The following is a 20,129-nucleotide window of genomic DNA, read 5'->3' as shown; positions in this document are numbered from 1 at the left end:
CACGAATGACTCATTTCACCAAACTGCTGACCGGTGCTGCCACCGCAGCTCTGATCGCGGGTTCCGCATCTGCACAGGATTGCGCCGACCCGATCAAAGTCGGCGTTCTGCACTCGCTGTCCGGCACCATGGCCATCTCCGAGACCACCCTGAAGGACACCATGGAAATGCTGGTGGCCGCGCAGAACGAGAAAGGCGGCGTATTGGGCTGCGAACTGGAGGCGGTCGTCGTCGATCCAGCGTCCGACTGGCCGCTCTTCGCCGAAAAGGCACGTGAGTTGCTGACCGTGCACGACGTCGATGTGATCTTTGGCAACTGGACCTCTGTTTCGCGCAAATCCGTGCTGCCGGTGATCGAAGAGCTCAACGGCCTGCTGTTCTACCCGGTTCAGTACGAGGGCGAGGAATCCTCCAAGAACGTTTTCTACACCGGCGCCGCGCCGAACCAGCAGGCGATCCCGGCAGTCGACTACTTCCTCGAAGAACTGGGCGTCGAGAAATTCGCCCTGCTCGGCACAGACTACGTTTACCCGCGGACCACGAACAACATTCTGGAATCCTATCTTCAGGACAACGGCATAGCGGAAGAAGACATCTTCGTGAACTACACGCCCTTTGGCCAATCCGACTGGGCGACCATTGTCGCGGACGTCGTGGCACTGGGTGAAGACGGCAAGCAGGTCGGCGTGATCTCCACCATCAACGGCGACGCGAACATCGGTTTCTACAAAGAACTGGCGGCTGCCGGTATTTCTGCCGATGACATCCCCGTTGTGGCGTTCTCGGTCGGCGAAGAAGAGCTGTCCGGCCTCGACACGGCCAACCTCGTCGGTCACCTCGCCGCGTGGAACTACTTCATGTCCGCCGACACCGAGGCCAACGCCGCATTCATCGACCAGTGGCACGCCTTCATCGGAGACGACAAGCGCGTGACCAACGACCCGATGGAAGCGCACTACATCGGCTTCAACATGTGGGTGAACGCCGTCGAAGAGGCCGGCACCACCGATGTGGACGCCGTCCGCGAAGCCATGTGGGGCCAGGAATATCCCAATCTGACCGGCGGCACCGCCGTGATGGGTACCAACCATCACCTGTCCAAGCCGGTGCTGATCGGTGAGATCCGCGACGATGGTCAATTCGACATCATCTCCTCCACCGATCCGGTGCCGGGCGATGCATGGACCGACTACCTGCCGGAATCCGCAGTGCTGAAATCCGATTGGAAAGAGCTCGACTGCGGCATGTACAACACCGAGACCTCCACCTGCGTACAGGTCAAGTCGAACTATTGATCGCCTGACGGCGCACGGCGGGCACATCCCCGCCGTAGACATACGCCGCAAAGATCAAGCAGGGCGGGGTCAATTCCTCGCCCTGCCCACGAAGACCCTCATTTACAGGCGGCCTCATGCTCAGAGCTTTCCTTGCGCTTCTTCTCCTGACCGGCCTGACCGCACAACCGGGCCACGCACAGGAGGCCAACCTTCAGGACCTCTTGCAGGAGCATCAGGCGCAGATCATCAAACCCTCCCGGACCAAGGTTGGACCCGCGATTGAGGCGCTGGCCTCCTCTGGTCTGCCATCTGTGCCGCTGTTCCTGGAGGAATGGCGCGACAAGAACGTGTATGTGGCGGAAGACGGTCTGTTTTATGTGGTCGCCGGAGGCACTGCCACAGATGTGAGCACGGGTGAGCCGGTGAGCGGCGTCGATGCGGATACGCTGGACCCGATCCGACCCAACGGCGGTGTGCGCCGCGTCATCAACGAGGCGCTGGTCGAATTCCAGCTGTCCGATCCTGACATCACCCGCCGGACAGAGGCGGTGGACGCGATTTCGCGCAACCTTGATCCTTCACAGGTCGAACCGCTGTCAAAAGCCATCGAAAACGAAACCAACGCCGCGCTGAAACTGCGCAAGCAGCGGCTGCTGAACTACCTCGCCGCGCGCTACGGTGAAACGACCGAGGCCCGCATCGACGCCATCAAGGCGCTCAAGGACGATCTGTCCGTCGACGGGCGTGCCGTGTTGAGCCAGATCCTCGCCACGTCGACCGAGGCCGCGCCGAACCTGCCTGAGGATGAAAATATCGCTCGCGTTCTGGAGCCAGGGACCGATATCTCACGCGCAGACGCTTATACGATGATCGAGGGTAAAGCCGACCTGCCCCCCGTGTTGAGCGCCTCTGAGATCCGCACCGCGCTGGAGGCCAACGTCGAGGGGGCCAAGGTCGCTGGCGTTTCCGTCGGCACGCTGACCACGCAAGACGCCCGCGCTGCCGCCTATGACCGGCTCGCTGCCACCGGCGCCGTCGCGCCGCGCGCCACCGAAGACACGATTGGCGAAACCCTCGCCGCGTGGACGATCTACGACGTCTATGACGAGGACGACACTGCCGTCACCGATGCCGCGCGCGACACCCAGAACGCCGTGAACACCCGCGTGGGCGTTTCGCAAACCGCCGACCTCGCGCTGGATGCCATTTCTCTGGCCTCGATCTACTTCCTCGCGGCCATCGGCCTTGCCATCACCTTTGGCGTCATGGGGGTCATCAATATGGCGCATGGCGAATTCATCATGATGGGCGCTTACACCGGTTACGTGGTGCAGCAGATCATCCCCAACTATACCCTGTCGTTGGTCGTGGCGCTGCCGCTGGCATTTATTGTGACATTCGCCGCGGGCGTGGCGATGGAGCGGCTGGTGATCCGCCACCTGTACACCCGACCGCTGGAAACCTTGCTGGCGACCTTTGGCATTTCCATCGCCTTGCAACAGCTGGCCAAGAACATTTTCGGCACGCAGGCGCGCCCGCTGACCTCCCCCTCGTGGCTCGACGGCAACTGGGCGATCAACGATGTGATCTCCATCAGCTATATCCGTGTGGCGATTTTTGTCCTTGCGCTGATCTTTCTCGGGCTGCTGCTGTTCATCCTGAAAAAGACGCGTCTGGGGCTGGAGGTCCGCGCCGTGACGCAGAACCCGCGCATGGCGGCGTCGATGGGCATCAACCCGGACAAGATCAAGATGATGACCTTTGGTCTGGGATCCGGCATCGCGGGCATCGCAGGCGTGGCCATCGGCCTCTATGCCAAAGTCACCTCCGAGATGGGTGCAGATTACATCGTGCAATCCTTCATGACGGTCGTTGTCGGCGGCGTCGGCAACGTCTGGGGCACGCTCGCGGGCGCAACCATGATCGGCACGCTGCAAAAAGGCATCGAGTGGTTCAACCCCTCCAACACGCTGGCGGCTCAGACCTACATGATCCTGTTTATCATCCTGTTCATCCAGTTCAGGCCCAAGGGCATCGTCGCCCTCAAGGGCCGCGCGGCGGGGGACTGATCCATGCATATTGACGTAATCCCCTCCCCCACCCCCGCGTTCAAGGCGCTGGTCGACACCCATGTCACCTTCTGTGATGGCACCGCCCCGGCAGAAAGCTGTCACCGCCTGCCAATATCTGCGCTGTTCGCGCCGGACATCACCGTCTGGGGCGCGTTTGACGGCGATGAACTGGTCGGCATGGGTGCGCTCAAACAGCTCTCCCCCACTGCCGGAGAGATCAAATCCATGCACACCCTTGCTGTCGCCCGTGGCAAAGGCACCGCCCGCGCCATTCTCAACACCATCCTCGACGCAGGGGCCAAACGCGGCATGACCACCTTCTGGCTCGAGACCGGCGTTCACCCGGATTTCGCCGCGGCCCGCGCGCTGTATTCGGCGCAAGGCTTCACCGAATGCGGCCCCTTTGGCACCTACGTCAGCGACCCGCATTCGACCTTCATGACAAAGACCTTGGAGGCCACGACATGAACCGTTCCTTCCTCGCCCAGAACCCATCGGTTCTGTGGTTCCTCGTCTTGCTCGGACTGTTCACCCTTGTGGTGACGGTCCTGTCAGAGGCGTTTGGTGTAGGCTTCCTCTCCACCTCCTTCGTCAAGACGCTGGGCAAGACGCTGTGCCTGTGCCTCATCGCCATCGCCATGGACGTGGTCTGGGGCTATTGCGGCATTCTCAGCCTCGGGCACTTCGCCTTCTTCGGCATCGGCGGCTACGCGATCGGCATGTGGCTGATGTACGCGCGGACCGAAGGCATCGTGGCCGAAAGCCTGTCCAACCAGATCATCCCCCCCACCAGCCAAGAGCTGCAGGACGCCATCGCCAGCCAGATCTTCGGCGTGGTCGGAGCGTCAGAATTTCCGACGCTGTGGACCTTCGCCCACTCGCTGCCGCTGCAATTGCTGATGATCTTGCTAGTGCCCGGCCTGTTGGCTCTGGTCTTCGGCTGGCTGGCCTTCCGCTCTCGCGTTACAGGCGTCTACCTGTCGATCCTGACACAGGCCATGACGCTGGCCCTGTCGCTTTACCTGTTCCAGAACGACTCGGGACTGCGCGGCAACAACGGCCTCTCCGGCCTGCAAAACATCCCTGGCGCCGAGGGCGTGCCGCAAAGCGTCATATCGATCTGGTTCCTCTGGGGGTCTGCTCTGGCACTGGGTCTGGGATACGTTCTGTTTGCCTGGGTGGTGTCGGGCAAGATGGGCAGCGTGATCCGCGCCATCCGCGATGACGAAACCCGCGTGCGCTTTCTCGGCTACCACGTGGAAACCTACAAGCTCTTCGTCTTCACCCTCACCGCTGTGGTCGCAGGCATCGCCGGCGCGCTCTATTACCCGCAGGCGGGCATCATCAACCCGGCCGAAATCGCCCCCATAGCGTCCATCTACCTCGCGGTCTGGGTCGCCATCGGCGGACGCGGCCGCCTGTACGGTGCGGTCATGGGCACCGTGGTCGTCACGCTCGCCTCCAGTTGGTTCACCGGTGGCGGCGCACCTGATGTGAACCTTGGCGTGTATACCATCCAATGGACCGACTGGTGGCTGGTATTGCTGGGGTTCTCCTTTGTCGCGGTCACCCTCTTCTTCCCCCAGGGCCTCGGCGGACTGGTGGACAAGCTCAAAGGAGCCAAGGCATGAGCACCCTTCTCGAAATGTCCGGCGTCTCGGTATCCTTCGACGGTTTCAAGGCAATCAATAACCTGTCCTTCCAGATCGGCGAGCCAGAGCTGCGCGCCATCATCGGCCCCAACGGCGCGGGCAAGACGACCTTCATGGACATCATCACCGGCAAGACCAAACCGGACGAAGGGCGCATTTCCTGGGGGGATAAGAACATCTCGCTCCTCGGCATGTCGGAATCCCAAATCGCCCGCGAAGGCATAGGCCGCAAGTTTCAGAAACCCACCGTGTTCGAAGCGCAGACCGTGCGCGAAAACCTCGCCATGGCGCTCAAGAACCCGCGCGGTCCCTTCGACGTTTTGCTTTATAAAAAGACCAGGCAGGGGGCCGAACGCATCGAAGCCATTGCCGAACAAACCGGCCTCGCCGATGTGCTGACCCGCGTGGCGGGCGAGCTGTCACACGGCCAAAAGCAATGGCTGGAAATCGGAATGTTGCTGGCGCAGGAACCGCGCCTGCTTCTGGTGGACGAACCCGCCGCCGGAATGACCCCGGCGGAGCGCGAAAAAACTACCGAAATGCTGGTCAACGCTGCGAAAACCCGTGCCGTCGTCGTGGTCGAACATGACATGGAGTTCATCCGCCGTCTGAAGTGCCGCGTCACCTGCCTGTGCGAAGGCTCCGTCTTGGCCGAAGGGTCCATTGATCATGTGACCTCCAACCCGGATGTCATTGACGTCTATCTCGGGCGCTGACACGCAGGTGGACGCCTGCGTCTCTGCTTTCCAAACACTCATACCTCCGCCTGCCCCGCAGCGCACCGCCGAACAGGATCCCCCATGCTGACGCTCAAAGACCTCACGCTCCACTACGGCCACAGCCAGATCCTTTACGATATCTCGATGGAGGCCAAACCCGGTGCCGTCACCTGCCTGATGGGCACGAATGGGGTGGGCAAGACCTCCCTGCTGAAGGCGATTTCCGGCACGCACCCCCGCTCCGGTGGATCCATGGTCCTCAATGGCCAGGACATTTCAGCAAGGACCTCTCCCCATGCGCGGGCACAGGCCGGGATTGGCTACGTCCCGCAGGGGCGCGACATCTTCCCTTTGATGACGGTCCGCGAAAATCTGCAAACCGGCTACGCGTGCATTCCGAAAAGCGACTGGACCATCCCTGATGAGGTATTCGAACTTTTCCCGATCCTAAAGGATTTCCTGAACAGGCGTGGTGGCGACCTTTCTGGTGGCCAACAGCAACAGCTTGCGATCGCCCGTGCGATGATCGCGCAGCCCAAGCTTCTCCTCCTGGACGAACCCACCGAAGGCATCCAGCCCAACATCATCAAACAGATTGGGGAAGTCATCAAATACCTCCGCTCCAAAGGCGACATGGCGATCATTCTGGTCGAGCAATTCTTTGATTTCGCCTATGAACTCGGCGATCACTTCGTCGCGTTGGAGCGTGGTCGCGTGATCCACAATGCACCACGCGCCGAAACACTACGCGAGGATCTGCTGGCCAAAGTCTCCGTATGATCCCGCGAAAGCCACGCATTTGAACCTAAAATGCGTGGCTTTCCGCCAGGGAAATCTGAGGACGGTCCAGAGTAAATTAACCTGAGAATGAGATGGTCGCCATGACATGCTGAGACTGGCAGAAATGGAACGTACCTATGCCCCACTCTTTCGAAGAAAAGCTGAAGCACTATCATCTCGACGGTGAGAACCGCGAGCGACTGAAAGAAGTGGGCGAGGTGCTTTTGCCTGAGCTCGATAAAGTGCTGGAGAATTTTTACGTCAGAGCCAAGGCAAATCCCGAGGCCGCCGCCTTCTTTTCCGATCAGGAGCAGATGGACACAGCCCGAAGCGCCCAGAAAAAGCACTGGGAACGCATTTTGAGGGCTGATTATAGTCAAGAATATTTCGATTCCATTGAACGCATTGGCCGCGTTCACGCGCAGATCAAACTGCCGATAGAGGTCTACATGTCGGCCTATACAATGGCAACGTCCGACCTGATCACCATCTTCCTTACAAAGTCACGTCAGGGATTCCGCCGCAAGAAACTGAGTCTCATTCGCGATCAGATCTGTGTGCTGACCCGGGCTTTCGCGCTCGATATCGAACGCGTGGTCGAAACCACGTTCCGCGTACAGGCTGAAGAGCAAAATATCGCATTTCAGCACTTGAGCACAGTCATCGACCACATGGCTGACGGCAACCTGTCGGAATTTGTGCCAGATCCGCACGAAAGTGACTTTCCGGCCAGCTACAACCCTATACGGCAGAAACTCAACTCAGCCATCGACAAGTTGGGGCAAACGCTCGGCACTGTTTCCAGAACCATGGACAAGCTTTTGATGATGATCGATGGCGTGGGCGACTCAGCGTCTGACCTGTCCAACCGCACCGCCAGCCAAGCCGCCTCTCTGGAAGAAACCGCCGCCGCCATCCACGAACTGACGGAAAACGTGCGCCAATCCTCGGACAATACCAACAAGGCCAAGTCCGTCGCCGGCGACGCCGCTCGCAAGGCCGAAGATGGTGCCGACAGCGTTTCCGAGGCCTCGGAGGCCATGGGGCGCATCCAGACCTCCTCGGACCGCATTACCCAGATTATCGGTATGATCGACGACATCGCATTCCAGACCAATCTGCTTGCATTGAACGCTGGCGTAGAAGCTGCACGCGCCGGCACGGCAGGGCGCGGATTTGCAGTGGTCGCCGAAGAGGTTCGCGTTCTGGCCGGTAACGCCTCCGACGCGGCAAAGCAGATCAAAGACTTGGTCACGGCCTCATCCGGCGAGGTGGCTTCTGGCGTGGAGCTGATCCAGAAGTCCGCGGAAACGCTGGAAACGATCGTCAAGAATTTCGAGCAAGTGACCGCACTATCAAATGAAATCGCCTCCGCCTCTGCGGAGCAGTCGACAGCGTTGTCCGAAGTCAACTCTGCGATTTCGCAGATGGATATCGTCACCCAGCAAAACGCCGCAATGGTTGACGACACCACGAGCGCAACCAAGGATATGCGGATCGAAGCGATGCAATTGCGAAAAATCCTCGAAACCCTGACCATCCCGGCGCAAAACGGCAACCACTCAGCCACGCCAATCAACGTCGATGACGAGGACAGCCAAACGGTTCGTGTCGCCTGAGCCGCGCCCTAAAACCGGCTTCCCACAGGCTGGGCGACTTCAAATCATTTTCGGAGCGACCTACGCAAACTCATATGCTCGAATTCAAGTGATATTCCCGTCCATTTCCGTCGATGCATACAACAGTCTGTTTACCACCGCTGTCGTAAGGCTTTGATGTCAAGAAGGGAAACGCAGCATGAAACTCGCACTGGTCACTGACAGTCTGGCGCATCTTGCCTTTGAGGACATGCTGGATGCGGCAAGCCGCTTGGGTTTGTCGGCGATAGAACTCAACACCGGTGGCACCTCCAACAGGCCGCATGTGGACGTGCCAAGGCTTCTGGAGGATGCAGATGCACGCAAACGTTTGCTTGGGTGTGTCCGGGAAAAGGGGCTGAAGCTGCATGCCTTAAATGCCTTCGGGAATCCCCTTCACCCGAATGATCGCACGCAGGCGGACACTTTGGTCGACAGCATCAGACTGGCTGGCCTGTTCGAAGTGGACACGGTTGTCACAGCCTCCGGCTTGCCCGCAGCCAATCCCAACGACACCATGCCGAATTGGGTTACCAATTCTTGGACGAAAGAGAACCAGAACGCGCTCCGCTACCAATGGGAGGAAGTGCTCTTCCCGTTCTGGACGGGCATTGTCGCGCTTGCGCGCGAAAATGGCGTCAGCCGCATTGCACTGACACTCGGCGTGAACCAATGCGTGCACAACGTCCACACACTTTTGGAATTGCGCGAAACCGTAGGCCCGCGCATCGGCGCCAGCCTCTCGCCCGCGTCACAATTTCTAATTGGCGCTGATCCGATCCAAGCCGTCGAAGTTCTAGAACACGCGCTCTACAATGTTCACGCCACTGACATTATGCTCAATCCCGCGGTGCAGGCCACCACTTCGCTGATCGACACGGGCAACATCCTGGACATGGCCCACCGGCCTTGGTGCTTTACAACGCCCGGGTATGGCCATGACGCCGACTGGTGGTCGCGTTTTTGCTACCGCCTCGCCATGATCCAATTTGACGGCTGCATTTCAGCCACCCATCAGGATCTTGTGCTGCGCCCGATGGATGCCCTGCACAAATCCACTCGGATGTTGCGCGATGTGATGCCGCTCGCAAAACGTAACAACTGATCCTCTCGCACAAGCTTTTCACGGAAACGTCTTGAAGGACACTCGGGGCCGTGCGACATTTGGTATACCAGATATCACCGCGGCAAGGTAAAAGTGGTCCGCCGAGGCGAACACATCCGGCGCACACCACAACCCCGAGACGCCTCGAAGAGGATGTGTCCGCAACAAACACCCGGAGTTTCCATGACAAAAACGAGAATTGCCGTTATCGGCGCGGGATGGATTAGCCAAGAAGCTTTTCTGCCCGCCGTGCATCAGACCGACAATGCCGAAGTGATCGCGTTGATTTCGGGCAGCGCCGAACAGTCGCGCAAGCTCGCCGATTTTCACGATATTCCGGATGTTGTCAGCTATGAAGCTATGGATTCATATCTTGCCTCCGGCAAGGTGGACGCCGTCTACATTGCGACGCCGAATTCACTCCACGCTGATCAGGCCATCCGCGCCGCTCAGGCAGGCTGCCATGTCCTGGTCGAAAAACCTCTCGCCACGACGGAGGCCGAATGCCAGGCGATGATCGATGCCTGCGAGACGGCTGGCGTCCATCTGATGACGGCTTATCGCCGCCATAATGAGCCCGGCACCATCGACATGCTTACCCGCATCCGCGACGGCGAAATTGGACGGCCGAACCTGATCATGTCGGCGTTCACCGCCCAAATGGCCGCCGACAATCACCGCCTTTCGGCAAGCCATTGGGGCGGTCCTCTGCAAGATCTCGGCGTCTATTGTGTCAACGCAATTCGCCATATTTTTGCGTCCGAACCCACCGAAGTCATCGCAATGCAAAGCTTCGGGGATAATGATCCGCGCTTTGAGGAAGTGCATCAAAGCATGTCTGCGACGATGCGTTTCCCCGGCGGACGCCTGGCCCAGTTTACCGTCAGCTTCGGGGCCGAACCTAGGGACATGCTTCATGTCATCGGCAGCGAAGGAGCACTGGCTCTGGATCCTGCCTTCAAGTTTGAATATGATGTGACGCGCACCCTCCATCGTGGCGAAACCGTGGTGGACCGGGAAACCCAGCCGTCCAATGACGACTTCGGCTCGATGATTACGTACTTCGCCGATTGTATTCAAAACGGCACCACGCCTGAAAATGACGGGCGAGACGGCCTGGCAGATGTCGTCATCCTGCGCGCAATCGAGCGCGCCGCCGAAACGGGTCAGCCGCAATCCATCGACCTCCCGCCCCGCCCCTCTCATCCCGGTCCAGACACGCTGCGTCGGGTGCCCCGGTCCTCTCGACGTCTTGTGTTCTGACGCCAATTTCACATCGCTGCTTTGCAGTGAGTTCGGCGCGGAGGCAGGAGAATGGCGCGGCAAAGGCTCCGCGCCATTTCTAGCTGCGGAAATTGACAAGCTGACACAACCCGCGGAAGCTTCCTGCGAACCATATGGGAGTCCCGCCATGAAATTGCTCTATGTCACCGTAGCCAGCCTTGCCCTGTCCGCGCCTGCCTTTGCCCAGAACGACTGCGCCACGGGACAGACGCTATCTGAGGGCACCCTGACAATCGCCACCGGGAACCCGGCCTTCTACCCTTGGGTACTGGACGACGCGCCCGCCTCCGGCGAAGGGTTCGAGGCTGCCGTCGCACATGCCATTGCCGCCAATATGGGCTTTGAACCCGATGCAGTGGAATGGACGCGGTCCAGCTTCGATCAGGCAATTCAGCCCGGTGCGAAGGATTTCGACATCACTATTCAGCAGTTCTCCATCACGCCGGAGCGGGAGGAGGTCGTTGATTTCTCGATCCCCTACTACACCTCCGCCATGGCCGTCCTGACCACGCAATCCGTTGTGGACAACGGGGCCGAGGCCACGCTCGACAGCCTCAAGACGCTGACTTGGGGCGCCGACGCAAACACCACCGCCGTCGCCATGCTCGCCGATCTCATCGCACCGCAGACTGGGCCGATGCTTTATAATGACAACGTCGATGTCACGGCCGCCATGCAGGCGGGCCAGATTGACGCTGCGCTGTTTGACCTGCCGACCGCGCTTTACCTGTCAGCCGTGGTGCTGCCGGATGGCACGCTTTTGGGCCAGTTCCCAGCCGACCGCACCGAAAGCCCCGATCAATTCGGGATGCTCATGGCCAATGAGAGCCCCCTGAAACCCTGCGTTGACGCTGCGCTGCAAGAATTGATCGACGACGGCACGCTGGCCGCGATCGAAACACAGTGGCTCGAAGAAACCACAGGCGTACCTGTCATCAAGTGATGTTTCGGGGCGGTCATTGCACGCGAAGCAGCCGCCCCAACCGTTCCATGCCCTCGGCAATCTGAGCCTCTGACGCGCAGGAAAATGACAGACGCAACGTATTCCGGCCTGAGCCATCGGCGTGGAATGCGCCGCCAGGGACGAAAGCCACCCGTTCGCTGGACAGCGACTGCGCCAGCACCTCAGCAGCATCCATTCTCTCGGGCAGAGTGACCCAGACGAACATGCCACCCTCGGGCCGGGTCCATGTCACGCCTTCCGGCATGTGCCGGTCAAGCGCGTCCAACATGGCATCTCGTCGGGCACTGTAAACTTGGCGCAGCTTGGCCACATGCGTGTCGAACAGCTCCCGCGCCACGCGGTCTGTGGCGATTTGGTTCAGCGTCGGAGAGTGCAGATCAGCCGCTTGCTTCAGCAGAACCAAGCGCTCAATCACAGGGCTCGCGGCGCAGACCCAGCCCACCCGCAGCCCCGGTGCCAAGACCTTGGAAAAAGAGCCGCAGTAGATCACCCGCGACGCCTCGATCCCGCCAACTTCGGCCACATCCATCGCCTGCAAGCTGGGGATCGCCTCTCCGTTGTAGCGCAGCGCCTGATAGGCCCCGTCCTCGATCACCGCGATGTCCAAGGCGCGCGCCTGGTCCAGCAACCGCGCCCGGCCGGATGCATCCAGGGTCTCGCCGGTCGGATTGGCGAAATCGGGCGACAGATACGCCATTTTCACCTTGCCGCCTGCGGCCTCGGCTTCGGCCTGAATCTCGTTCGGCGCGACGTTGCGCCAAGGATCAAGCGGAGCATATCGCGGCTCACACGCGTTGAACGCCCCCAGCGCCCCCAGATACGTCGGCCAGCCCACCAGCGCCGTATCCCCCGGCGTCAGCAGCAATTTTCCAAGGTAATCCAGGGCTTGTTGCGACCCAGAAGTGATGATGATGTTTTCGGGACCGCATGGCACGCCGAGACCGATCATGTGATCCGCCACCCACGCCCGCAAAGGACCGTAGCCTTCGGATACGGAATATTGCAGCGCTGCAGGGTTCTGAAGTGCCTCGCCCAGCGCGCGTTCGTAGGCCGCAGTCGGGAAAAGCGTCACATCGGGGATGCCCCCGGCAAAGCTCAGGATGTCCGGCTGGTCCAGCAGCTTCAACAGCTCACGAATTTCAGAGGCTTTCATCCGCCCCATGCGCCGCGCCAGAACACCCGTCCAGTCCATCACATCGCCTCCCACATACATGCAAAAAGCATATAAACTGCTGCTTAGGTATGCAATACTGACCTAAAGCATGTAACAAGTCGTGAAGCGTTTGACAGCCATGCCCTGTGGCGCAACAGTCGGTGCGACCAACGGATCACATATGCCCACACGCCGAGAGATATTCGAACGCCGCCAGCGCCGCCGCGCCAACCTGATCGCTGCGCTGTCCACTGGCGCCGTTTTACTTGCCGTATGCGTTCTGGTCCCCCTGTCACCGGGATGGGAGGCGGTGCAGCGGGCCTTTTTCAACGGCGCGATCTTTGCGCGCACCTTCCCGGGTCTGCTGGAAGCCTTTCTGCTCGACGTCGCCATATTCGCATGGTGTGCGCCGCTGATTGCCATTCTGGCGCTGGCGCTCGCCATTGCGCGCGACCTGCGCGCCCCGGCATTGACACCCGTCCGACTGGCGGCGACCGCCTTTATCGACATCTTTCGCGGCCTGCCGGTGATCCTCGTGATCTATCTCGTGGGATTTGGCATTCCCGGCCTTGGCCTGCCACGCCCTTGGAATTCGCCGTATCTGTGGGGGTCACTGTCGCTGATCCTCGTCTATGCGGCCTACACCGCCGAGGTCATCCGCTCAGGCATTTCCTCGATCCACGACAGCCAACGCGCCGCCGCGCTATCGCTGGGCCTGACCGAGGCCGACACCATGCGTTACGTCGTCTTGCCACAGGCCATTCGTCGCGTGATCCCTGCCAATATGAACCTCTTCATCGCATTGCAGAAAGACGTGGCGCTTTTGTCATTCATCGGCCCGGTGGAGATCTTTCGCCAAGCTGGCGTCTACAAATCCTTGCTGGCCAATTTCACGCCTTACGTCGGTGCGGCGCTGATCTTTCTCGCGGTGACTATCCCCGCCACGCGCTACGCGGATCACCTGATGAACAAGCAGCGGAGGCAGCAGCAATGAGCTTGCTGGAAACCCGCGGCTTGGTGAAGTCCTACGGCGGAACGCGTGTTCTGGACGGGATCGACCTCACCATCCAGGCCGGAGAAATGGTCTGCCTGATCGGCGCATCCGGCTCGGGAAAGTCCACGTTTCTCAAATGCCTCAACCTGCTGGAGCCGGTGGACGACGGGCAGATCCTGCTTGACGGCGTGGACATCGCGGAGCCGGGTCTGGACCCGCGCCCGGTGCGCCAGCGCATCGGCATCGTATTTCAATCCTTCAACCTCTTTCCGCATATGACAGCGCTGGAGAACGTCCTGCTCGCCCCTTGCAGGGTGCATGGACGCCAGCGCCAAGACGTGGCGCCGGAGGTAGAACGGCTTTTCACGCGGTTTGGATTAGAGGACCGAATGGGGCACTACCCGGACCAATTGTCCGGCGGACAGCAGCAACGCGTTGCCATCGTGCGGGCGCTCGCGATGAAGCCAGACGTTATGCTGTTTGACGAGATTACGTCGGCCCTTGATCCCGAATTGGTGGGCGATGTCCTGGACGTGCTGCGCACCCTGCGCGCGGAGGGCATGACCATGGTGCTCGCCACACATGAAATGGGATTTGCCCGCGAATTGGCGGACACCGTCTGTTTTCTGGACAACGGGCAGGTGCTTGAAAGAGCCCCGCCCGCAGAAATTTTTACCAATCCACAAAACGACCGCACTCGCGCCTTTCTGGCCCGGGTGCTGTGAATCACGACTCCATCGCCTCGATCACGCGATCTGGCAGCGCCGGAATGGTCCGGACACGTTTGCCCGTCGCATGCGCGATGGCGTTAAGGATCGCCGCGCCCGCACCGGAAATACCGAGTTCACCAATGCCCTTGGACTGGATTGGATTGGCCTCGTCATCCCGCTCTTCAAGAAAGACCACCTGCATGTCGCGCGGCACATCAAGGTGCGAGGCGACGTGATAGTTCGCAAGATCGCGCGTGACCACGTGGCCATCGCGGGTGTCGTTCATCATCTCCTCGTGCAAGGCAGACCCAAGGCCCCAGACCATGCCGCCCAATGCCTGACTGCGCGCGGTCTTCTCGTTCAGGATTCGGCCCATGGCCATGACACCCAGCATGCGACGCACGCGGACCTCGCCGGTCCATTCGTTCACCGCAACCTCGGCGAAATGGGCACCGAAGCCAGCAGAGAAAGACTCCTTCGCCGTTTTGCCCCCTTCGATGGTCGCCTCCGCCACCATTTCCAAGTCCACAAGATCCGCGAGCGATTTTTCCACGTTGCCACCGCGCGCAATGCCGCCCGAAAGGGTCAGATCATCCGCCTCGCAGCCCAGACGCTTTGCCAGCTCTTCCCGCAAGGTCTTGGCTGCCATGAAGACCGCCGACCCGGCAGAGCTTGCGCCAAAGGAACCGCCCGACCCCGATGCGCCCGGCAGGTCACTGTCGCCGAGGCGCACCTCAACCTGCTCCACGCTCAGCCCCAGCATTTCTGCCGCGATCTGGCCGAGGATGGCATAGGTCCCGGTGCCGATATCGGTCATGTCGGTCTCGACAATCGCACCGGTGCCGGTCAAGCGCACCCGCGCGGCGCTCTCTATCAACATATTGGTACGCGCGGCAGAGGCCATGCCCATTCCGATCAGCCAATCGCCCTCGCGGCGCATCTTGCGATCCGCCCAGCCAAAGCGTTCGGCCCCATCGTTCAGGCAATCCGCCAAGCGGCGCGCGCTGTAGGGGCGACCGTCCATCGGATGCGTATCCGGAATATTCTTCAGCCGCAGCTCAAGCGGGTCCATGCCCAGCTTCTCAGCAAGCTCGTCCACGGCGGCCTCAAAGGCAATCATGCCAACGGCCTCACCGGGTGCCCTGACGGAGCCGGACGGCGTCATGGCAGGTCGCGCAACGGTCTGCTGAAAGCTGAGGCCATCAGCACCGTAGATGAACTGCGATGCCTGCGACACCGGCTCGGCAAAGCCTTCGCCTTGGATATTCGACACGCGGTCATCGTGCGACAGGGCCACGATGCGCCCGTCCTTGGTCGCGCCCAGACGGACCCGCTGCATGGTCTCGGACCTGCGCAGAACGGAGTCGAACACAGTCTGGCGGGACATCACGACGCGCACCGGGCGACCCAGCTTTTGCGCGGCAATGCATGCGGCAATCGCCTCTGGCCCGATGCCCAGCTTGGAGCCGAAACCACCGCCGACATAGGGCGCCAGGATACGCACGGCGTCCGGAGAAATGCCCAGAGAATCCGCTACTTCGAGCTTGTTGAAGCGCACCATCTGGAGCGCGGAGCGTAGCACCAATTGGTTGCCGGTCCATTCGGCAACAGCGGCGTGCGGTTCCATCGGGGCGGCCACATGCGATGGGCTGAAGTAGTCCAGATCGACCTTCACGGCAGCCCCGTCATAGGCCGCGTTGAAATCGCCCGCCGTGTCGGGGTCGCCGACCTCCTGCTCCGCAGTGTCAGGGGTGACGGCCACGCCGTCCTCGGCCTCATATGTGACCTTCAACCGATGCGCGGCGTCGCGCGCGGTCTCAAAGCTTTCGGCGACAACCAGCGCAATGGGCTGGCCGTGATAATGCACCTCATCGCCTGTCTGCACCGGTGCCTCGCCGGCCATACCCTGCGCCGGATTTCGGATCATGCGCGGATCCGTGATTACATCCACGACACCCTCGACGCCGGCGAGCGACCCCTTGTCGACACGGGTGACCTTGCCGCGCGAGATCGTCGCCCGCACAAGCACTCCATGCAGGCAGCCGGTCGGCAGCACATCCGCCGCATAGGGAGCCGTGCCGGAGACCTTCAGCGGGCCGTCGGGCCGGTCCAGCGGCGCGCCGACAATGCCTTGGCCGGTGTTGTCCAACAGACGCGGCTGCGCCTTGTCCATCTTAAAATGTGTGGTTTCGGAGAAATCGTCTCTCATGACTTAAACCTTCGCAATATCAACGCCATGCGCGTCGCTCAGCCCGCAGGCCTGCCGCAGCGTGGCAATCAGGGTTCGGCGCAGCAAAGGCCGCTTGTATTCCACGTCGGGGTGCGGCGCCTCGGCGCGGGTCAACGCATCCGCCGCCTTTGCAAACAACGCATCCGAGGGCGCTTGTCCAACCAGCATGTCCGTCACGTCTGCGTTTTGAAACGGGTGGGGCGCAACCGAGCCGAACGCCATGTCGGCGCGGACGATCTTGCCATCTTCGACTTTCACCGCCGCCGCCACCGTCAGCAGCGCAAAGGCATAGGACGCGCGGTCCCGGACTTTCCGGTAAACCTGATGCGTTCCTTCAAGCGGAGCGGGCAAGATCACGGCGGTCACGAGGTCATCCTCGGCCAACACGTTTTCGATGTGCGGCATGTCCCCCGGCCCCTGGTAAAAGGCTTGGATCGGCACCTGCCGGGTCTCGCCGTCAGCGGACCGGATTTCGATCACAGCATCCAGCGCGGTCATCGCGGTCGCCATGTCGGAGGGATGTGCTGCAAGGCAGTGCTCGGACGTGCCAAACAGCGCCAGCATCCGGCCCGATCCTCCCTGCGCCGCACAGCCGGTGCCCGGTGCGCGCTTGTTACACGCCTGCGAGGTGTCGTAGAAATAAGGGCATCGCGTGCGTTGCAACAGGTTGCCGCCGGTGGTCGCCTTGTTGCGGATCTGCGCGGAAGCCCCGGCCAGAATTGCGCGGCTCAGCAGCGGCCAGCCCTTGCGGACGTTCGCGTCATTGGCGAGCGCGGTGTTGGTGACCAACGCCCCGATGCGCAGCTTGTCGCCATCCTTCGAGATCTCGGACAGGCCGTCGATGCGCGTAATATCCACCAGTTTTTCCGGCGTCATCACCTGGATTTTCATCAGGTCGAGCAAATTGGTGCCACCTGCGATCACCTCGGCTTGGGCGTCCAGCGCCTTGCCTGCATCCTCCAGCGCGTCGGCGCGTGTGTAGTCAAACGGGATCATGCCTGCGCTCCTTCGTTTTCCTGATCCGCGACCATGGCGATGGCCTCTCGGATCAGCGGATAGGCCGAGCAGCGGCAGAGGTTGCCGCTCATGCGCTCTGCCATTTCATCATCGGTGAGCTTAGGCACTTCGAGATCGTCAGAGACGTAGGACGCCTGACCTTTCTGAATTTCCTGAAGCAAAGCGGTCGCGGACATGATCTGTCCCGGCGTACAGTAGCCGCACTGATAGCCGTCCTTTTCCACAAACGCCTTTTGCAGGGCAGAAAGTTTGTCGGGGGAACCAATGCCCTCGATGGTGGTGACATCCTGACCGTCGTGCATCGCCGTAAGGCAGAGGCAGGAGTTCACCCGCTCGCCATCCAGAAGCACCGTGCAGGCACCACATTGACCATGGTCGCAGCCTTTCTTGGTCCCGCTGAGGCCAAGGCCGTCACGAAGGGTGTCGAGGAGCGTAGCGCGGGGATCGTGGTCGACCGTCTGCGCCTCGCCGTTTACGGTGAGTTTCGTCTGCATAGGGGAACCTCTGGCTTGGGATATCCTGGCTGGCGCATAGCTACGCCGTTCTGAGGACTAACCACCGTACCGCGCCGAGGTTCCTTGCTCGCTGAAATCAACGTCTCAGAGCCGCAGCTTCACCGCCGCCGCAAGGTCGATCATGCCGCCACGCAGGCGGCGCATCCGTACTGGCGAAGGGGCGCTCAAGGACAGCGGAAGAGCCTGCGGGTCGCCACCCGCCAGAAGTTCCGCAAGCGCGCGGCCAAAGACAGTGCCTGTCGTGATGCCCCGTCCATTGTAGCCGATCGGACAATACAGCCCCTGATCCAGTTTCAGGATACGCGGCAGATGATCCGGCGTCATGGCGATTTGCCCGTCCCATGCGGCTTCGAACGTCACGTCGCCCAGTTCGGGAAACCAGCGGCGTAATGTGCGCGCGGCCCATTGTCGACTGGCCCCTAGAGCGGCATCGCCGTCCAACCGCCCCATCGTGCCGACGATCAACCGCCCCACCGCATCCTTGCGCAGTGAACGCATGACCAGCCCAGTGTCCCAAAGCCCCTGCCCGCCCGGCAATATATGTGCCGCCTGCGCCCCCAAAGGCGGGGTCGCCAGTTGTTGAAAGCGGATGGTCGAAAAGCACTGCGCCACCTCAGGCCGCAGCGCCGCGCTATAGGCGTTGGTCGCAAGCACAACGGTCTTGGCAAGAACCGCCCCCTGCGCCGTGTCCACGCGCCATCCGCTGCCGTCGCGAGACAGGCCGGAGACCGGCGTCTCCTCGGCCACTCTGGCCCCTGCCGACCGCGCCGCACGCGCCAACCCGCGCGCATATCCCATTGGATTCACGGTGCCTGCGCGCCGATCCAGAAGGCCCCCGGCAAAAGCACGCGTTCCCACGGCCTCCGCCATCGCATCGGAATTCAACAAGGAGACGGGCGCGCCGCGCGCGGCCCATGCGTCATGGCGTGCCGCCAGGCCTTTCATCCCGGATACCGCGTGGGCCGCGTGCAGGGTGCCGTCCCGCCTTGCTTCGCATCTGATCTGGTGGCGCTCGATCAGATCGAACACCACGCCGGGCGCATCGGCAAACAGCGATAGGAACGCAGGCCCCAACGCCTGCTCCAGCTCTGCGGGAGGCAACCACAGACCAGCGTTCACAAGACCGACGTTGCGCCCGGATCCGCCGGCACCGACGCGCCCGGCCTCCAGCACCTGCACTGACAGACCCGCCTGGGCCGCAAACAGCGCCACCGACAGTCCCGTAAAACCGCCGCCCACAACCGCCACATCACAGCGTGTGCGCATGTCATCTCTTGATCCCACGCTTTCTGCCGTGCGGTCCCATAGAACCCCGTCGAGTGCCCCCATTCCGCTGCGCCCCTTCCCCGTGGTTTTGCCTGGCGCAAAGCCTGTTGCAACCCAGGCGATTTCGCAAGCACGTTCGGGATAGTTCAGCCTTGACATGCAACCTAAGGTTTGCGCGTAAGTCCTTAGACAATATACGCATGACGAGTGCATATAAATTTCGAGGTAGAAACCGCGCATGTCCATTGATCAGAAGGATGATGCCAAACGCGCCATGCCGCGCCATTTCCTGACCTTCCGGCTGGCCCGTGTGCAGGCCAAGCTGAATGCACAGTCGAGCCGCATCCTCAAAGAACACTGCGGCCTGACCCTGACCCAATGGCGTCTCATGTCGCTGATCGGCGTAGCGGGACGGACCACAGCCGCGCATCTGTCGCGCGAGGTCGCCATGGACAAAGGGCTTATCAGCCGCAATATCAAGACGATGGTTGCCGATGGACACGTCCGGATCACCGTCGACCCGAGCGACCATCGTGCGCAACATCTGGAACTGACCGAGGCTGGGCAAAGTGTGTTTCAAAGCACGGCTCCCCGGATGCGCGCCCGGCAGGACGCCCTGCGCGCACTGCTGAATGCAGAGGAAGAAGCCGCGCTGAACCGTTCCCTGGAAAAGCTTGAACGCGCGGCAGAAGACCCGGATCACGAATAGTTTTGCGTGTCGTCATCGCAGCCCTACCCGGTGACGCGCCCCCGG

Annotated in this window: 18 protein-coding genes; 13 read left to right on the top strand and 5 right to left on the bottom strand. The window is 61.2% G+C overall.

What is annotated here, in order from left to right; genetic code table 11:
* Positions 1 to 5 precede the first annotated feature (5 nt).
* The 10 genes from urtA (at position 6) to J4E08_RS08090 (ending at position 11,469) form a co-directional block, all read left to right on the top strand.
* Complete coding sequence (urtA, locus tag J4E08_RS08135) at positions 6 to 1,295, top strand: urea ABC transporter substrate-binding protein (protein WP_183963843.1); 1,290 nt, start codon at positions 6 to 8, stop codon at positions 1,293 to 1,295.
* Positions 1,296 to 1,411: 116 nt separating this feature from the next.
* Positions 1,412 to 3,346 carry an urea ABC transporter permease subunit UrtB gene (urtB, locus tag J4E08_RS08130; RefSeq protein WP_349538045.1) on the top strand — a complete coding sequence of 645 codons (1,935 nt, stop codon included), beginning with the start codon at positions 1,412 to 1,414 and terminating at the stop codon, positions 3,344 to 3,346.
* 3 nt (positions 3,347 to 3,349) lie between these two features.
* Entirely contained in the window at positions 3,350 to 3,817 is a 468-nt protein-coding gene (locus J4E08_RS08125) for a GNAT family N-acetyltransferase (protein ID WP_349538044.1), read from the top strand.
* Positions 3,814 to 4,980, top strand: a complete 1,167-nt coding sequence (gene urtC, locus J4E08_RS08120) for an urea ABC transporter permease subunit UrtC (protein WP_183963849.1) — start codon at positions 3,814 to 3,816, stop codon at positions 4,978 to 4,980. Before J4E08_RS08125 ends, urtC begins: the two co-directional genes overlap by 4 nt.
* Positions 4,977 to 5,717, top strand: coding sequence for an urea ABC transporter ATP-binding protein UrtD (gene urtD / locus J4E08_RS08115; protein ID WP_349538043.1), 741 nt, complete (start codon positions 4,977 to 4,979; stop codon positions 5,715 to 5,717). The genes urtC and urtD overlap by 4 nt, the downstream gene beginning before the upstream one ends.
* 84 nt (positions 5,718 to 5,801) lie before the next feature.
* The gene (urtE, locus tag J4E08_RS08110; protein WP_183963853.1) at positions 5,802 to 6,500 is read left to right on the top strand and encodes an urea ABC transporter ATP-binding subunit UrtE; all 699 of its coding nucleotides are present in this window, start codon (positions 5,802 to 5,804) and stop codon (positions 6,498 to 6,500) included.
* Positions 6,501 to 6,637: 137 nt separating this feature from the next.
* Positions 6,638 to 8,119 (top strand): methyl-accepting chemotaxis protein, encoded by a 1,482-nt coding sequence (locus tag J4E08_RS08105; protein WP_349538042.1) that lies wholly within the window; start codon positions 6,638 to 6,640, stop codon positions 8,117 to 8,119.
* A 178-nt stretch (positions 8,120 to 8,297) separates the two neighbouring features.
* The gene (locus J4E08_RS08100) at positions 8,298 to 9,242 is read left to right on the top strand and encodes a sugar phosphate isomerase/epimerase family protein (RefSeq protein ID WP_349538041.1); all 945 of its coding nucleotides are present in this window, start codon (positions 8,298 to 8,300) and stop codon (positions 9,240 to 9,242) included.
* Positions 9,243 to 9,395: 153 nt separating this feature from the next.
* Complete coding sequence (locus J4E08_RS08095; RefSeq protein ID WP_349538040.1) at positions 9,396 to 10,505, top strand: Gfo/Idh/MocA family protein; 1,110 nt, start codon at positions 9,396 to 9,398, stop codon at positions 10,503 to 10,505.
* Positions 10,506 to 10,653: 148 nt separating this feature from the next.
* Entirely contained in the window at positions 10,654 to 11,469 is an 816-nt protein-coding gene (locus tag J4E08_RS08090) for an ABC transporter substrate-binding protein (RefSeq protein WP_349538039.1), read from the top strand.
* Between the two features lie 13 nt (positions 11,470 to 11,482).
* On the opposite strand, the gene J4E08_RS08085 is transcribed toward J4E08_RS08090, so the two are convergent.
* Positions 11,483 to 12,682, bottom strand: coding sequence for an aminotransferase-like domain-containing protein (locus J4E08_RS08085; protein WP_349538038.1), 1,200 nt, complete (start codon positions 12,680 to 12,682; stop codon positions 11,483 to 11,485).
* Positions 12,683 to 12,824: 142 nt separating this feature from the next.
* On the opposite strand from J4E08_RS08085, the gene J4E08_RS08080 reads away from it, so the two are divergent.
* On the top strand, positions 12,825 to 13,637 hold the full coding sequence (locus J4E08_RS08080; RefSeq protein ID WP_349538479.1) for an amino acid ABC transporter permease: 813 nt from the start codon (positions 12,825 to 12,827) through the stop codon (positions 13,635 to 13,637).
* Positions 13,634 to 14,362, top strand: a complete 729-nt coding sequence (locus J4E08_RS08075) for an amino acid ABC transporter ATP-binding protein (RefSeq protein ID WP_349538037.1) — start codon at positions 13,634 to 13,636, stop codon at positions 14,360 to 14,362. The genes J4E08_RS08080 and J4E08_RS08075 overlap by 4 nt, the downstream gene beginning before the upstream one ends.
* A 1-nt stretch (position 14,363) precedes the next feature.
* Here the strand turns inward: J4E08_RS08075 and J4E08_RS08070 are convergent, their stop codons facing one another.
* The 4 genes from J4E08_RS08070 to J4E08_RS08055 form a co-directional block, all read right to left on the bottom strand.
* Positions 14,364 to 16,556 carry a xanthine dehydrogenase family protein molybdopterin-binding subunit gene (locus J4E08_RS08070; RefSeq protein ID WP_502949253.1) on the bottom strand — a complete coding sequence of 731 codons (2,193 nt, stop codon included), beginning with the start codon at positions 16,554 to 16,556 and terminating at the stop codon, positions 14,364 to 14,366.
* Between the two features lie 3 nt (positions 16,557 to 16,559).
* Complete coding sequence (locus J4E08_RS08065; RefSeq protein WP_349538036.1) at positions 16,560 to 17,573, bottom strand: FAD binding domain-containing protein; 1,014 nt, start codon at positions 17,571 to 17,573, stop codon at positions 16,560 to 16,562.
* Positions 17,570 to 18,088 carry a (2Fe-2S)-binding protein gene (locus J4E08_RS08060; protein ID WP_349538035.1) on the bottom strand — a complete coding sequence of 173 codons (519 nt, stop codon included), beginning with the start codon at positions 18,086 to 18,088 and terminating at the stop codon, positions 17,570 to 17,572. Before J4E08_RS08060 ends, J4E08_RS08065 begins: the two co-directional genes overlap by 4 nt.
* 105 nt (positions 18,089 to 18,193) lie before the next feature.
* Positions 18,194 to 19,438: an NAD(P)/FAD-dependent oxidoreductase gene (locus tag J4E08_RS08055; RefSeq protein ID WP_349538034.1), complete on the bottom strand. Its 1,245-nt coding sequence runs from the start codon at positions 19,436 to 19,438 to the stop codon at positions 18,194 to 18,196.
* 175 nt (positions 19,439 to 19,613) lie between these two features.
* Here J4E08_RS08055 and J4E08_RS08050 point away from each other — a divergent pair, with 175 nt between their 5' ends.
* Positions 19,614 to 20,084, top strand: a complete 471-nt coding sequence (locus J4E08_RS08050; RefSeq protein ID WP_183963871.1) for a MarR family winged helix-turn-helix transcriptional regulator — start codon at positions 19,614 to 19,616, stop codon at positions 20,082 to 20,084.
* Positions 20,085 to 20,129 lie beyond the last annotated feature (45 nt).

Source organism: Sagittula sp. NFXS13, assembly GCF_040148795.1.
Classification (GTDB): Bacteria; Pseudomonadota; Alphaproteobacteria; order Rhodobacterales; family Rhodobacteraceae; genus Sagittula; species Sagittula marina.
This window is presented reverse-complemented; position numbering and strand designations above follow the sequence as displayed.